The following is a 13427-nucleotide window of genomic DNA, read 5'->3' on the forward strand; positions in this document are numbered from 1 at the left end:
GTCCGACCTCCTGACGGTCAGGGGCACGTGACCCCTGAGTGTGAGCGGCCGCCCTCCACGTTGGATCGACCCAAATAAGGTAAGGGTAACCTAAGTAACCATTTATCGGCTTGAGAGGCAGATGTACGGCCGCCGTGAGCGCCTGAATGGCACGGACGGACACACGGTTTGGCCGCCCGGTTGGATTTGTTTCGCCCTGTTCGTCCTATGGTCAGTTTCCTGAGCCCGTCGCCCTCTACCAAGGAGCAGCGCAGATGCCCACCCGCAATCCCCGTGCGGCCGTCACCTTTCCCATCGTGCTGAGAGAGCTGACCGTTCTGCGTGTCTCGGACGTCACGCCGGGAATGCGGCGGGTCACCTTCGGCGGCGAGCAGTTGCGGGCCTTCACCCGCGACGGGCTCGACCTGCCCGAACTGCGTTCCGAGGGCTTCGACGACCACGTGAAGTTCTTCTTCGGCGTCGGGGACGAGCCGCCCGTGCTGCCCACGCAGAACGTCAGCAGCCTCGACTGGCCGGTCGACGAACGGCCGCTCGCCAAGGACTACACCCCGCGCCGCTTCGATCCCGAGACCGGTGAGATCGACTTCGACTTCGTACGGCACGACGGCGGCGTGGCCTCGTCGTGGGCCGACCAGGCGGCCCCCGGACAGGTCGCCTGGATCGCCGGGCCGAAGATGTCCCACAGCCACCCGGAGGGCGCCGACTGGCTCCTGGTCATCGGCGACGAGACCGCGCTGCCCGCCATCGGCCGCTGGCTGGAGGAGATGCCCGAGGGCACCAGGGCCAAGGTCCTCATCGAGATCGCCGACCCCTCCCACCGGCAGGAACTGCCGACCAGGGCGGACGCCGACGTCGTCTGGCTGTCGCGGGACGGCTCCCCCGCCGGGACGACCGACCTGCTCGCGCGCGCCGTACGGGAGCTGGAGTGGCTGCCCGGGACCGTGTTCGTCTGGGCGGCCGGAGAGGCGGGCGCCCTCAAGGAGGTCCGGCGACACCTCGTCACCGAACGGGAGGTGCCCCGCGAGTGGATGCACATCACCGGCTACTGGCGCTACACCGCGCCCTCCCCCACCGCCGAGGCGCACGAGGAGGAGGACGACGACGCCCACGAGCGGCTGCACACGATGACCGACCTGGCGCCCGGATTCGCCGTCAGGGCCGCGATCACGCTCGGCCTGGTCGACCTGGTCCACTCCGGGGTGCGTGACCTGCCCGAGTTGGCCCGGCGTTCCGCCACGGACCCGGAGACCCTCGGCGTGCTGATGTCCTACCTGGTGTCGATCGAGGTGTTCGCGCGCGACGAGGACGGCGGCTACCGGCTCACCCCCATCAGTGACGAGCTGATCGAGGACGACCACTCGGCGGAGGAGTATCACCTCGACGGGGCCCATGCCGCCCTCGACCTGTCGCTGTCCGGACTGGTGCACACGCTCCGCACCGGCCAGAGCGGTTACCGCACCGCGGCGGGACAGACGCTGGGCGTCGCCGTACGGACCGACGAGGCGCTGGGGGGCTCCGCCCGTTCCATCGTCGAGGAGACCGCGCTGTGGGTCGTGCCCGGCGTCGTCGGCGCCTACGACTGGGAGAAGGTGAGCTCGCTGACCGCGGCGGGCAGCGGGACGGGCAGCGTCGTCAACGCCCTGGTCAAGGCCTTCCCCACGCTGAAGGTGCGGATCGCGGCCATGCCGTCGGCGCTGGGCGTGCTCAGGGAGAGCGTGCTCGACACCGACGTCCTGCCGAAGGTCGAGCTGGTCGCCTCGGCGAGCGCGGTGCCGCCCGGCGGGGACGGCACCTACCTGCTGGCGCACCTGCTGACCTGGCTGCCCGACGGCGACGCCGTACAGGTGCTCACCGAGACCGCGAACGGCCTGCCCGACGGCGCCGACCTGGTCATGGTCGAACCATGCATGCCGGACGACTTCTACGACGCCGAGGACATGCTCTACCACCTGCGGCTCAAGTGCGCCTTCGGCTCCGGGCTGCGTCCCGCCGAGCGGATCGAGGGGCTCGCCGCCCAGGCCGGGCTGCGCGTCAGGTTCTCCAGGAACATCGGCTGGGACCACCGGCTGTGGGTGTTCGAGGCCGCGCGCTGAGGTCTGTCCGGGTCAGTCGCGGCCGGTCCGGTAGACGGCGCCCCGGCGTTCGTACTCCAGGACCCGTTCGACGTTGAGGGAGACGTCGATGCCGTGACCGCGCTGGACGAGCCACAGGGCCAGTTCGAGGCCGCTGGTGACCCCTGCCGAGGTGACGAGGTCGCCGTCGTCCACCACCCGGGCGTCGACGACCTTGCCGCCCTGCTCGGCCAGTTTGTCCTTGCTCATGTGGTGGGTCGTGCAGGGCCGTCCCCTGACCAGGCCCGCCGCCCCCAGCAGCAGGGCGCCGACGCAGACCGACGCCATGACAGGGCGCGTACGGCGGGCGGCCCGCAGGGCGGCGGGGATCACCCCCCGCTTGATCTCCCTGGCCACGCCCGGCCGGTCGGGGTCACGCGCGTAGCCGCCCGGCACCAGGATCACGTCCGCGTTCTCCGGCTGCCAGGGGGCGGTGACCTGGATCCTGCTGCCGCAGCTCGCGACGATCGTTCTCGGTCCGTCGCAGGTGACGAGCGTCGTCTCGATGGGCGCGCCGAACTTGCTCGCGATGTCCAGCGTCTCCAGCGGGGCGGCGAAGTCCAGCTCCTCGACGCCGTCGAAGAGGACGATGTGCACCCGCCGCAGGGGCGACCCCGACGTCGTGGTCCCGGCCGCGCCCGTGGTCGTCGCCGTGGTCGTTCCTGAGGCCGTACCGGTGCTCACCGCAGTCGGCAGGAGCGCGCCGGTGGTGACGGCGGCGGCGCTCTGGAGAAGGGTTCTGCGTTCCATGAGCCATGAGTCTGCGGTCGGCGGCCGGGGCGGACCAGTGGCGTGAGTGCCGTGGTGCGCTAGGTTCTGGCCGTGTCCACCCCCGTGCCCCTCGGCGTGTCCGGCACCGTGTCCACTCCTGTGCCCGACGCCGTGTCCACCGCCGTGTCCGGTGGCGCGTCCGGCGCTGCGCACACCGTCGCCGTGCTGGCGCTGCCCGGGGTCGTGGCGTTCGACCTGGGTGTGCCCTGCCAGGTGTTCGCCAGCGCGTACTCGCCCGGCGGGACGCCGCTCTACCGGGTCCTGGTCTGCGGCCCCGGCGAGGTGACGGCCACCGCCGTGGGCGTCGCGTGTTTCCGGCTCAGCCCGGGGCACCCGCTCGCGGACGCCGCCTCCGCCGACACCGTCGTGGTTCCCGGCCTGACGCGGGGCGCGCCCGAGGTGACGCCCGAGGTGCTCGACGTCCTCCGTACGGCGGCGCGGCGTGGTGCCCGTGTCCTGTCCATCTGCACCGGCGCGTTCGTGCTCGCCGCCGCCGGGCTGCTCGACGGGCGCAGGGCCACCACACACTGGCGGATGACCGGGGAGCTGGCCCGCGCCTACCCGCTGGTCGAGGTCGAGGCGAAGGCCCTGTACGTCGACACCGGGCAGATCCTCACCTCGGCGGGTGTCGCGGCCGGACTCGACCTGTGCGTGCACGTGGTGCTGAACGACCACGGGCCCGCGGTCGCCGCGAACGTCGCCAGGGGCGTCGTGATGGCCCCGGAGCGCGAGGGCGGGCAGGCCCAGTTCGTCCGCCACCCGTCGCCCGCACCCGGCGGGGCCGATCTGGGGCCGACGCTGCGCTGGGCGCGCGAGCACATGCACCTGCCGCTGACGCTCGCCGACATCGCCCGCCAGGCGAACACCAGCGTCCGCAACCTCAACCGCCGCTTCCAGGACCAGGTGGGGACGACGCCGCTGCGGTGGCTGCTGCGGGCCCGGGTCGACCGGGCGCGGGAACTGCTGGAGAGCACGAACCTGCCGGTCGAGCGGGTCGCCGAGCGTTGCGGCTTCGGCTCGCCCGCGTCCTTCCGCGCCCGCTTCGCCCAACGGGCCGGGGTCAGCCCCAGCGCCTACCGCGCCGCCTTCCGCTTCCGGGAGAACGCCCGGGGAGACGTCCCGGACGTGCCCTGAACGTCCCTCGGCCGTCCAGGACGTCCGGGAGCCGCGTGAGAAACGTCCCGGGGGTCGGATGAGGGGGCGTTCAGGACGGTCCCAGGGAGCGTGCGAGGGGACGTTCAGGACGTTCGGAGGAACGGCCGAAAGGTCCTTCGGAGAAACGACCGGCGGAACTCCCGGACACATCCCGAAAAATCGTGAATAAGCAAAAGAAAAGGGGACGGGTGGCGCCCCGTCCCCTTTCCGATCTTCAGGTCAGATCATTGCCGAAGGTCAGAAACCCGCGGTGATCTTGGTGAACTCCCACTCGGCCTGCGGAACGCCGCCGCCGTTGACCCGGTCACGGTTGACCGCCCAGAAGGAGAACCTGGTCAGGCCCTTGGAGATGGCCCAGTCGCGGATCTTGGTCCACTGGGCCGGGCTGGTCGTCTCGTTGTTGTCGGACTTACCGTTCATGCCGGAGATGCCCATGTGCGCGTAGGCCTCGGAGTCGCTCCAGCCGAACGCGCTCTTCAGCGAGCTCTTCAGCCCCTCGGAGGCGTTGACCGTGTCCTGGTACATCTCGGTGCCGCTGAAGTTGAACGGCATGATCGTGTAGTTGTCGATCGGCGCGCCCAGTTCCTTGGCACGGTTGACCAGCCGGACGCCCGCGGCGCTCAGGGCCGTCTTGAACGTCGGGATGGTGACGACGATCTTCACGTTCGGGTTGTTCTGCCGGACGATCTTCAGGCCGTTGAGGATGCGGTCCTGGACGGTGTAGTTCTCGAACTCGTCGGTGTTCTCGATGTCGAAGTCGACCACGGCCGGGCCGAGCGCGGTGATGACCTTCTGCACGGCGCCGGCGAAGGCCTCGGGGGTGGAGCAGTTCGGGCCGAGCTTGTTGCCGCTCCAGCCGCCGAAGGAGATCTCGACGCTGCCGCCCTTGGACTTGATCGTGTTGATCGCGGTCTGGTCGGAGCCGCCGGTCAGCGGACGCTGGCCGTCCCACGCCGGGTTACAGCCGTTCTGGGCCAGGATGAAGGCCATCGTGAAGGCCTTGACGCCGGTCGCGTCCATCACCGTGCCCGGGTTGGGGGGGTTGCCCCAGCCCATGTACAGGTACGGGGCGCCGGGCAGCCTGGGCGACTGGGGGCAGCCGGAGGTGCTGGCGCTCACGTCGCGGCCCGCCGACTCGCCGTTGGCGTTGTAGGCCTTGATCGTGTAGTTGTACGCCCGGCAGGCGTCGAGGCCCGAGATGGTCGCGGTGGTCCCGGTGACCTGCGCCTTCTGCGTGGCGCCCTCGTAGACGCGGTAGCCGGTCACGGTGCCGCTGGAGGCAACCCAGGTCAGGGTGATGCTGGTCGCGGTCGGAGTCACCGAGACCGTACCGGGCTGACCGGGGGCGCCGTTGTCGCCCTGCGTGGTCCCGGTGACCGCGGTGCTGGCCTCGGAACGGTTGCCCGCGGCGTCACGGGCGCGCACGGTGTAGGTGTAGCTGGTCGAGGCGGCCAGACCCGAGTCGGTGTAGCTGGTGCCGGTGGCGGTGGTCACCAGGGTCGTGCCGCGGTAGACCTCGTAGCCGGTCACACCGACGTTGTCGGTGGAGGCGTCCCAGGCCAGCGAGATGCTGCTGGAGCTGGTGCCGGTGACGCGCACGTTGCCGGGGACCGAGGGGGGCGTCGGGTCATTGGGACCGCCCGTGCTGACCTTCCACAGGGCCGGAACCCGGTCGGGCTCCCAGCCGGGCAGCGAGGTGTGGCTCTGAAGGCACTGGTAGTCGACGCCGTTGTGGGTGACGACGGTGCCCGCCGTGTAGGAGGTGTAGGGAGCCCAGGCCGCGGCGACGGCCTGGACACTCGCCTGTACCGCGCCGGCGTCGGCCAGCGCGGGGGCGCCCAGGCCCGTCATGCCGGCGGCTAAGAGCGCGAGGATGAGGACACGAAATCTCACGTCACACTTCCAGAGGATGGGGGGTGTTCTGGCATGCCCGCCGCTGTCCCGCAAGGTGGGGACGGCCGTGGGCCGGAGTGCGTCTTTCACCGGGCGGGCCGTACCGAGATTTCACGTCGGCACTGCCTGGCCGGCATGTGTAACGGGACAGGGTCACGTTCAGCGCGGACGCCGAAGCGACCCGTTAAGCGCGAAGAGGCAGGTGAACACCTCTTCACCGTTTTTCCATTAGGAAACTTTCCTAATAGATTCGGATTGTAACGTCGCCCTGACGACCCTGCAAGGACTCCGGTAAAGCACTCCTGACAATGAAGGCCGTCGATGAGCGCGACGGTGGCAGGGAATCCGTGCTTTTTGGCGCGTTCCCAGCTGTCGGTTCCTCCTGTACGCGGCGCACAATCGCCCTGGGGAAAACTCACCGACAAAAGGGGGACACATGAAGGCCAGAGGAGCCTTGTCGCTCACCGTCTCGCTCACCGCCGCGGCGGTCGCGCTCACCGTCACGGCCCAGGCGCCCGCCGGTGCCGCCGTCCCGACACCGGACCCCTCCCCGACCACCTCCGTCTCCGCCGCACGGGCCGAGGAGACGAACTTCACCTCGGTCGACGACGCCGACCTGACCGGAAAGATCGAGAAGCACATCGCCAGGTACGGCGGGCAGCGCAAGGGCGCCAACCAGATCGTCTGGAGCGACAAGGGCGCCGTCATGACCTTCCCCACCCCGGTGAAGGCCACCGCGCGCACCGCCTACGCCAGGATCGCCTGCGGCTACGGCGACTACTGCCTGTACCAGCACGCCCTGTGGGACCGCGAGGGCGGAGCCATGATCGCCTTCTACGAGTACGGCTTCCACCAGCTGGCCGACTTCGGCTGGCAGGACATCACCAGCGCCCTGGAGAACAACCAGTCCGACCGCGCGGGCGGGGCGATCTACGACGACGCGACGACCCTGAACCGCTCCCGCGCGTGGTACAAGGCGGACGCCCTCGGCTCGGGCAACGACCGGGCCGACATCGCCTACCTCTTCCCGTGATCCTCCGATAGACGCCCGAGCCACTCCTCGAAGGTGGTCGGCGCGATGCGGGCGCCCTCGCCGGGCAGCAGCACCTCGCCGGCCATCTCGACGCCGAACAGCTCCGCCCACGTCGGCACCAGCCGCACCTTACGGCCGAGCACCTCGTTGGTCCGCCTGGCCATGTCCACCAGGTCCTCCGTGTACGGCCCGGCCACGTCGGGATGACGACCCTGGGGTTCACCCGTGACGACCTCGGCGAGGACGGCGGCCACGTCGGCGGGCGCGATCGGCCGCACCAACAGCGGCGCGACGGTGGCGACGCCGTCCCGCTCGGTCCAGCTCGCCACCATGGCGGCGAAGTCGTGGAACTGCGTGGCGGGCACGATCGTCCACGGCACCGGCCCCTCGGACACGAGCCGTTCCTGCTCCCGCTTGCCCGCGTAGTGGGCGTTGCCCTCGATCTTGTGGATGCCGACGATCGACAGCAGCACGTGGTGCCGGACGCCCGCCCGCTCCTCGGCCGCCAGCAGGTTGCGCGTCGTGGCGCCGAAGTAGGCGATCGCCTCCGCCCGGTCTCCTTCGCCCCCGTTGGTGACGTCGACGACGGCGTCCACCCCGGTCAGGGCCGCGTCGAGCCCCTCGCCGGTCGTCAGGTCGACGCCGAGCGAACGGCTGACACGTACGACCTCGTGCCCCTGCCCTTCGAGGGCGGCGACGGTGAGGGCTCCGATGTTGCCGGTGGCACCGGCGACTGCGATCCGCATGATGACCTTTCCTCCCGTGATGTCATCCGTACGCTATCTCGGACTAAAAAGATCCGCAATGTCTTAGATAGACTCATGGCATGAAGTTGCCCGTGAGCACCGAATGGGTCCTGCACTGCGCCGCGTCACTGGCGCAGCTCCTCCCCGGGGAGATCGCGTCGGCGGCGCAGCTCGCTCAGTACTACGACCTGCCCGCGCCCTATCTCGCCAAGCAGCTGCAGCTGCTCGTCAAGGCGGGGGTACTGGCCGCGACGACGGGTCCGCGGGGCGGGTTCAGGCTCGCGCGGCCCGCCTCGGAGGTGACGCTCCTGCAGATCGTCGAGGCGGTCGGCGGGACGGCCTCGCCGTACGAGTGCCGGGAGATCCGCATGCAGGGGCGCGGGGCGCTGCCCCCCGAGCAGTGTCAGGACACCTGCGTGCTGGCCAGGAAGATGGCCGAGGCGCACGAGGCGTGGCGGAGCAGCCTCGCCGGGGTCTCCCTCGCCGACGTCCTGGACACCCTGCCCGGTACGGCCCCCGCCCGCACCCGGTCACGACTGCTCACCCAGCCCTGACGGGCTCAGCCCCGGCGGTAGAGGGCGGTGAACAGCGGCCAGGTCAGGTCGGCCATCTCGGCGGGTGTGCGCGGGCAGCCGCGCTGCAGCCAGTCCGCGGCCACTCCGACCAGCGCCCCGGCGGCGAAGGCCGCGGGCACGTCGTGCGGGTCGCCGTCACCCTGCCGTACGGCCTCCCCCGCGCCTTCCACCGTGCCTTCCACCGTGCCTTCCGCCGCGGCTTCCCCTGCGCCTTCCACCGTGGCCCTGCCCCTGGCCTGACGTGCCCCGGCGTACCCCGCCGCGGTGGCACGGCGGCGGATGTGGTCGATCACCCGCGCGCTCCCGCTCGGCCCGAGCAGGGCACGGTAGAGTCCGGCGTGCTCGGCCAGCGTGGTGAAGAAGGCCAGCAACTTCTGGGGGGCGTCCCGCGCCGGGTCCGCCGAGACCGAGCCAGGACCGGGCACGGCCCCGATCAGCTCGTCGATCATCACGGTGCAGGCGGCCTCGGCCAGCTCGTGGACGTCCCGGTAGTGGTCGTAGAAGGTGGAACGACTCACCCCCGCCCGTCCCGCGACGTCGGCGACACTGAGACGGGACAGGTCCCGCTCCTCGACGAGCTCGATCAGCGCGGCCTGCAACGCCTTCTGCGTACGGCGCACCCGCCGATCACCCAGGGGAGCTCTGCCGTCTCTGTTCGTGGTCACGGGATAAATCTACCTTCTACCTACACATGTAGGTTTTCCTCCATATGTAGGTTAAGTTCGATGACAGGGGGCGTACGGGAGGAAGATCAGGCATCGTCGCCCGAGGCGAGCGCCCCCATCGACCGTTCCGTTCGGAGGAGAGGCCCGCGTGACTACCGACGAGCAGCTTCTGAACTACCCGTTCCCCGGTGAGACGGCGCTCGAGCCGCCCGCCGAGTGGGAGCGGTTGCGTGAGCAGTGTCCCGTGGCCCATGTCAGGCTGCCCAGTGGCGACCAGGCCACACTGCTCACCAAGTACGACGACGTCAAGCGGGTGCTGGCCGACCCCCGCTTCACCCGCCGACTCGACGCGCCCGACGCGGCCCGGCTCTCGGCGGAGGGCGACGGGGTGTTCAGCGGGGAGATGTCGCAGATCGTCCCCGACACGGGCGAGGGCCACCAGCACTGGCGACGCCTGGTCGCCAAGTGGTTCACCGCCAAACGGATGATCGCGCTGCGGCCCAAGATGACGGAGATCGCCGAACGGCTCGTCGACGACATGGTCGCCGGCGGCGCCCCCGGCGACCTGCGGGCCGCTCTGGGCTTCCCGCTGCCCGTCTACGTGATCTGCGACATGCTCGGCGTGCCCGCCGAGGACCGGGACCGCTTCTCCCACTGGTCGGACGCGCTGCTCAACCTCACCCGCTACACCAAGGCGGAGACCGAGGCCTCCCAGCTTGAGTTCTTCCAGTACATGTCGGAGCACGTCACCGCCAAGCGCGCCGAGCCGGGCGACGACCTGCTCAGCGAGCTGATCGCGGTCGGCCCTCCCGAGGAGGGCGGCCTGTCCGACCTCCAGATCGTGGTCACCGGCATGGGACTGCTGGTCGCCGGGCACGAGACCACCGCCAACATGATCGGCAAGATGGTCGCCATGCTGCTGAGCGACCGGAGCCGGTGGGAGCGACTGCTGGCCGACCCCTCGCTGGTGCGCACCGCGGTCGAGGAGGCGCTGCGCCTCGACGCCAACGCGGGCATCGGTCTGCCGCGTTATCTGCACGAGGAGATCGAGGTCAGCGGTACGGCACTGCCCCGGGGCACCACCGTGATCTGCAGCATGGCCTCGGCCAATCGGGACGAGGGCGTCTTCGACGCGGCGGCCGAGATGGACATGACCCGCTCCCCCAACCCGCACCTGGCCTTCGGCTCCGGGATCCACTCCTGCCTCGGCCAGGCCCTCGCCCGTACCGAACTCCAGGTGGTCCTTGAGGTACTGCTGCGCAAGCTGCCCACCCTGGAGCTGGCCGTACCCCAGGAGGAGCTGCGGCGGGTCGAGGGACTGGCCGTCGGCGGGCTGAGCGAGCTGCCGGTCCGGTGGTGAAGGTCGTGACAGTGACGCTCATGGCGTCGACGCCCGTGACGGCGACATTCACGACGGCGACGTCCACGACGGCGAAGGAGGAGTCGGCATGGGCTTGAGAGTGAGCGTTGACCAGACGAGGTGCTGCGGCGCCGGGCAGTGCGTGCTGACCGTGCCCGAGGTCTTCGACCAGCGCGAGGAGGACGGCATCGTCGTGCTGCTCGAACCCGCTCCCGCCGAGGAGCTGCACAGGGCGGTCCGTGAGGCCGCCGCGGTCTGCCCGACCTCGACGATCACGGTCCACGAGGACTGAGACCCCCGCCCCGGGGCCGTCGCCCCGGGGCTTTCGGTCCGCGAGCCATTTCACGACTCAGGGTTAATAATCGATTACTCTTGGTAGCCATTCTTCTGCCCCCATATCAATGCCATGTCACACATCACCAAGTTCACATATACCGCCAATGACAACAAACGACCGGCGTTCCATTTCCACACAAAGGCGCACATAAAAGAATTCGCCCTTTCTGACAATCGGCGAACCAGCCGAAAAGAAATGCAATACATACCCTGGGGCCATACACATCACCTTTCTTGTCGTGCGATACATGAGCTGCAACACCTCTCCACGACCGCCTATCGGCAGAAAGGCAGAACAAAATGAGTGACTCCGAGGTCGCCAGCAAGGAAGCCCTCGCAGCAGCCCCGAAGATCTGGCGGCACATCATCCAGGCGAACCCTGCGGCGGCGGTCGCGTTCGTCAACAGGGCCCCGGCTCAGCAGGCCGGCGAAGCCGTCTTCGCCAACCGTTCCGACGGCAGAGTCGACGTCTACTACTTCCTCTAAGCCTTGACAACATGGCTGTGACCTCGAAGAACACCTAGAGGTCACAGCCGTACGGCAAGCCCCCCGCGGGGCCGCCCAACCGGGCGGCCCCGTTTTTCGTGCGCGGGAGGCCCCGGCGAGGACGACACGCCCGGCGCGCGGAGGGGCGCCCTCCCACGGGGCGCCGGCCTGCGGAGAAAACACGGTGAGCCCGTATCATCATCCGGCCGTTACGTTAAATTAATTTTCAACTGATATGATGGAAACAATCACCCGAGCACGCCCCTAGCATCGTCGTTCAACGGCTTGGAAACCGCGAAAGGAAACAGCCGATGAACGACGAGTACAGCCAGACCGCGCTCATGGCGGCGGCGGCCCGCGCCGCCCATCTGGTGGTCGACCGAGCACCCTTCATTTTCGAGGACACCCTCGCGGAGGCCCTGCTGGGCGACCGGGCCGAGGAGCTGATCGGCTACCACCGCGCCTACGGAGAGCACCTCATCCTGTCCGGCGTCCGCGCGCAGGTCACCACCCGTAGTCGATACACCGAGCTTCGGCTGGCGGAACTGGCCGGGTTCGGGCTGAAGCAGTACGTGATCCTCGGCGCGGGTCTGGACACCTTCGCCAACCGTTCACCCCTGGCCCGCGAGGTGACGGTCTTCGAGGTCGACCACCCCGCCACCCAGCGCTGGAAGCGCGGCCTGCTCACGGCGGCGGGCGTCGCCCCGCAGGACGGACCGGTCTTCGTGGAGACCGACTTCGAGGCCGACGACCTCGTCGAGCGGCTCGTCGCCCAGGGGTTCGACCCGGCGGAACCCGCCCTGGTCAGCTGGCTCGGCGTCAGCATGTACCTCACCGCCCAGGCCATCGGCACCACGCTCACGGCGGTCGGCCGGCTGGCTCCCGGCAGCGAACTGGTCATGGAGTACGCCCTGCCGCCCGCCCTGTGCGACGAGACCGCGACCGCCTTCGGCCAGATGGCCATGGCCGCGGCGGCGGAGCGCGGCGAGCCCTGGCTGAGCTTCTTCACCCCCGAGGAGCTGTCCGCCACGCTCGCGGAGCACGGCCTGACGGTCGCCGAGCACGTCGGTCAGCGGGAGGCCGCCGATCCGGAGAGCTGGCTGAGCAACGAGAGGCTGCTGCCCCCGGAGAACTGCCGCCTGGTCCGCGCAGTGGTCCCGGCCCCCGCCGCGTGACCCCTCCTACGGTGCCCGCCGGCTCCCGCCGTCGTGGTCGTGGTCGTCACGGCCCCCGCCGCGTAGCCTGCTGAACAGCCACAGCACCGCCACCATGGCCGCCGCCCCCAGGGTCACGCCGGTGAGCAGGCCGAACAGGGTGTCGAGGCCGTCGAACTCCCCGATCTCAGTCTTGCCGACGACCAGCAACAGCACCGTGAACACGACCTCGGCCGCCAGGAGGACGGCGACCAGGGCGTAGAACTTCGGGCTGAGGAAGAAGCCCCGCCCCGGCCCCCGCGGCGGGGCGTTCAGCTCGGCGGCCGGTCCCAGGCTGGCGGCCCTGGGACGCTTGAAGTACTCGAACCACACCCAGGTGCCGCACGGCTCCCAGCCGTCGGGGGCGAGCGACTCGACGACGCCGGGGCGGCGCGTCTCCCTGCGGTACTCCCACTGCTGGGGGTGCTCGGGGTCGCGGGCACTGACGAACATGCCCTTGACGTCGACCTTCTCGACCTCCCAGCCCTGCGCGCCGTACTCGTTGAGCATCTTGACGTCGTGGAACAGGTCGGCGGTCCAGCGCCAGGTCTGGGCGCCCTCGACGGGCGGGGCCGAGGCGCCGGTCAGTTCGGCGGCCAGCTCGTCCGCCGGGCCGAACTCCTCCTCGGGGTCGCCGCCGCTCTCGGCGAGGTAGGCCCGAAGGTCGGCGACGGTCGCCTCGACCCGGTCCGCGGGCATGCCCGCCTCGGTCATCGCGGCGGTGAGCCGCTCGAAGTAACCGTTCATCGTGACACCTTCTCCGTACCGCCCCTGCCGAGTACGGCGCGCACGGACTCGTCGAAGCTCAGCCAGAGACCGCTCTGCTCGGCGAGCGTCCGCCTGCCCTGGTCGGTGAGCCGGTAGTAGCGGCGCCCCGGCCCGCGCTCGGTGACCCGGAACTCGGCGGTGACCAGCCCCGCCTCCTCAAGCCGGTTGAGCACCGGGTAGAGGGTGCCGCCCTTGATCTGACCCAGGCCCGACTCGGCCAGGTCCTTGGCGATCTCGTAGCCGTAGTTCTCCCCGGCCGTCAGGCTGGCCAGGACCAGCAGGTCGAGAACGCCCTTGAGCCAGCTCGCACGCCGGTCGTTCGTCATGTTGGCGAT

At 69.9% G+C, this 13427-nt stretch carries 14 protein-coding genes; 8 read left to right on the top strand and 6 right to left on the bottom strand.

Going from position 1 to position 13427, the window contains the following annotated elements; translation table 11 throughout:
• The first annotated feature begins 254 nt into the window (after positions 1 to 254).
• The gene (locus tag ACFYY8_RS10905) at positions 255 to 2093 is read left to right on the top strand and encodes an SIP domain-containing protein (RefSeq protein ID WP_390039447.1); all 1839 of its coding nucleotides are present in this window, start codon (positions 255 to 257) and stop codon (positions 2091 to 2093) included.
• A 12-nt stretch (positions 2094 to 2105) separates the two neighbouring features.
• Here the strand turns inward: ACFYY8_RS10905 and ACFYY8_RS10910 are convergent, their stop codons facing one another.
• Positions 2106 to 2861, bottom strand: coding sequence for a DJ-1/PfpI family protein (locus ACFYY8_RS10910; RefSeq protein ID WP_390039449.1), 756 nt, complete (start codon positions 2859 to 2861; stop codon positions 2106 to 2108).
• Between the two features lie 72 nt (positions 2862 to 2933).
• Between ACFYY8_RS10910 and ACFYY8_RS10915 the strand changes: the two genes are divergently transcribed.
• On the top strand, positions 2934 to 4016 hold the full coding sequence (locus ACFYY8_RS10915) for a GlxA family transcriptional regulator (RefSeq protein ID WP_390039451.1): 1083 nt from the start codon (positions 2934 to 2936) through the stop codon (positions 4014 to 4016).
• Between the two features lie 258 nt (positions 4017 to 4274).
• Here ACFYY8_RS10915 and ACFYY8_RS10920 read toward each other — a convergent pair whose 3' ends face one another.
• Entirely contained in the window at positions 4275 to 5930 is a 1656-nt protein-coding gene (locus ACFYY8_RS10920) for a fibronectin type III domain-containing protein (RefSeq protein WP_390039453.1), read from the bottom strand.
• Between the two features lie 436 nt (positions 5931 to 6366).
• Here ACFYY8_RS10920 and ACFYY8_RS10925 point away from each other — a divergent pair, with 436 nt between their 5' ends.
• A complete protein-coding gene (locus ACFYY8_RS10925) occupies positions 6367 to 6963 on the top strand; it encodes a hypothetical protein (protein WP_390039455.1) in 597 nt (198 codons plus the stop codon).
• Here ACFYY8_RS10925 and ACFYY8_RS10930 read toward each other — a convergent pair.
• On the bottom strand, positions 6948 to 7709 hold the full coding sequence (locus ACFYY8_RS10930; protein WP_390039457.1) for an SDR family oxidoreductase: 762 nt from the start codon (positions 7707 to 7709) through the stop codon (positions 6948 to 6950). The genes ACFYY8_RS10925 and ACFYY8_RS10930 overlap by 16 nt on opposite strands.
• Positions 7710 to 7789: 80 nt before the next feature.
• On the opposite strand from ACFYY8_RS10930, the gene ACFYY8_RS10935 reads away from it, so the two are divergent.
• Positions 7790 to 8263, top strand: a complete 474-nt coding sequence (locus ACFYY8_RS10935) for an RrF2 family transcriptional regulator (RefSeq protein WP_390039459.1) — start codon at positions 7790 to 7792, stop codon at positions 8261 to 8263.
• Between the two features lie 5 nt (positions 8264 to 8268).
• Here ACFYY8_RS10935 and ACFYY8_RS10940 read toward each other — a convergent pair whose 3' ends face one another.
• Positions 8269 to 8949, bottom strand: a complete 681-nt coding sequence (locus tag ACFYY8_RS10940; protein WP_390039461.1) for a TetR/AcrR family transcriptional regulator — start codon at positions 8947 to 8949, stop codon at positions 8269 to 8271.
• A 148-nt stretch (positions 8950 to 9097) separates the two neighbouring features.
• Between ACFYY8_RS10940 and ACFYY8_RS10945 the strand changes: the two genes are divergently transcribed.
• From ACFYY8_RS10945 to ACFYY8_RS10960, 4 genes are all read left to right on the top strand, one after another.
• The gene (locus ACFYY8_RS10945) at positions 9098 to 10309 is read left to right on the top strand and encodes a cytochrome P450 (RefSeq protein ID WP_390039463.1); all 1212 of its coding nucleotides are present in this window, start codon (positions 9098 to 9100) and stop codon (positions 10307 to 10309) included.
• Between the two features lie 94 nt (positions 10310 to 10403).
• Entirely contained in the window at positions 10404 to 10601 is a 198-nt protein-coding gene (locus tag ACFYY8_RS10950; RefSeq protein ID WP_352015502.1) for a ferredoxin, read from the top strand.
• Between the two features lie 344 nt (positions 10602 to 10945).
• Complete coding sequence (locus tag ACFYY8_RS10955) at positions 10946 to 11131, top strand: hypothetical protein (protein WP_390039464.1); 186 nt, start codon at positions 10946 to 10948, stop codon at positions 11129 to 11131.
• Positions 11132 to 11442: 311 nt separating this feature from the next.
• Positions 11443 to 12306 (top strand): class I SAM-dependent methyltransferase, encoded by an 864-nt coding sequence (locus tag ACFYY8_RS10960; RefSeq protein WP_390039466.1) that lies wholly within the window; start codon positions 11443 to 11445, stop codon positions 12304 to 12306.
• 6 nt (positions 12307 to 12312) lie between these two features.
• On the opposite strand, the gene ACFYY8_RS10965 is transcribed toward ACFYY8_RS10960, so the two are convergent.
• Positions 12313 to 13071 (bottom strand): hypothetical protein, encoded by a 759-nt coding sequence (locus tag ACFYY8_RS10965; protein ID WP_390039468.1) that lies wholly within the window; start codon positions 13069 to 13071, stop codon positions 12313 to 12315.
• Positions 13068 to 13418 (bottom strand): PadR family transcriptional regulator, encoded by a 351-nt coding sequence (locus ACFYY8_RS10970; RefSeq protein ID WP_390039470.1) that lies wholly within the window; start codon positions 13416 to 13418, stop codon positions 13068 to 13070. The genes ACFYY8_RS10965 and ACFYY8_RS10970 overlap by 4 nt, the downstream gene beginning before the upstream one ends.
• Between the last annotated feature and the right edge of the window lie 9 nt (positions 13419 to 13427).

The sequence above is a fragment of the Streptosporangium sp. NPDC001559 genome, assembly GCF_042893955.1.
GTDB lineage: Bacteria > Actinomycetota > Actinomycetes > Streptosporangiales > Streptosporangiaceae > Streptosporangium.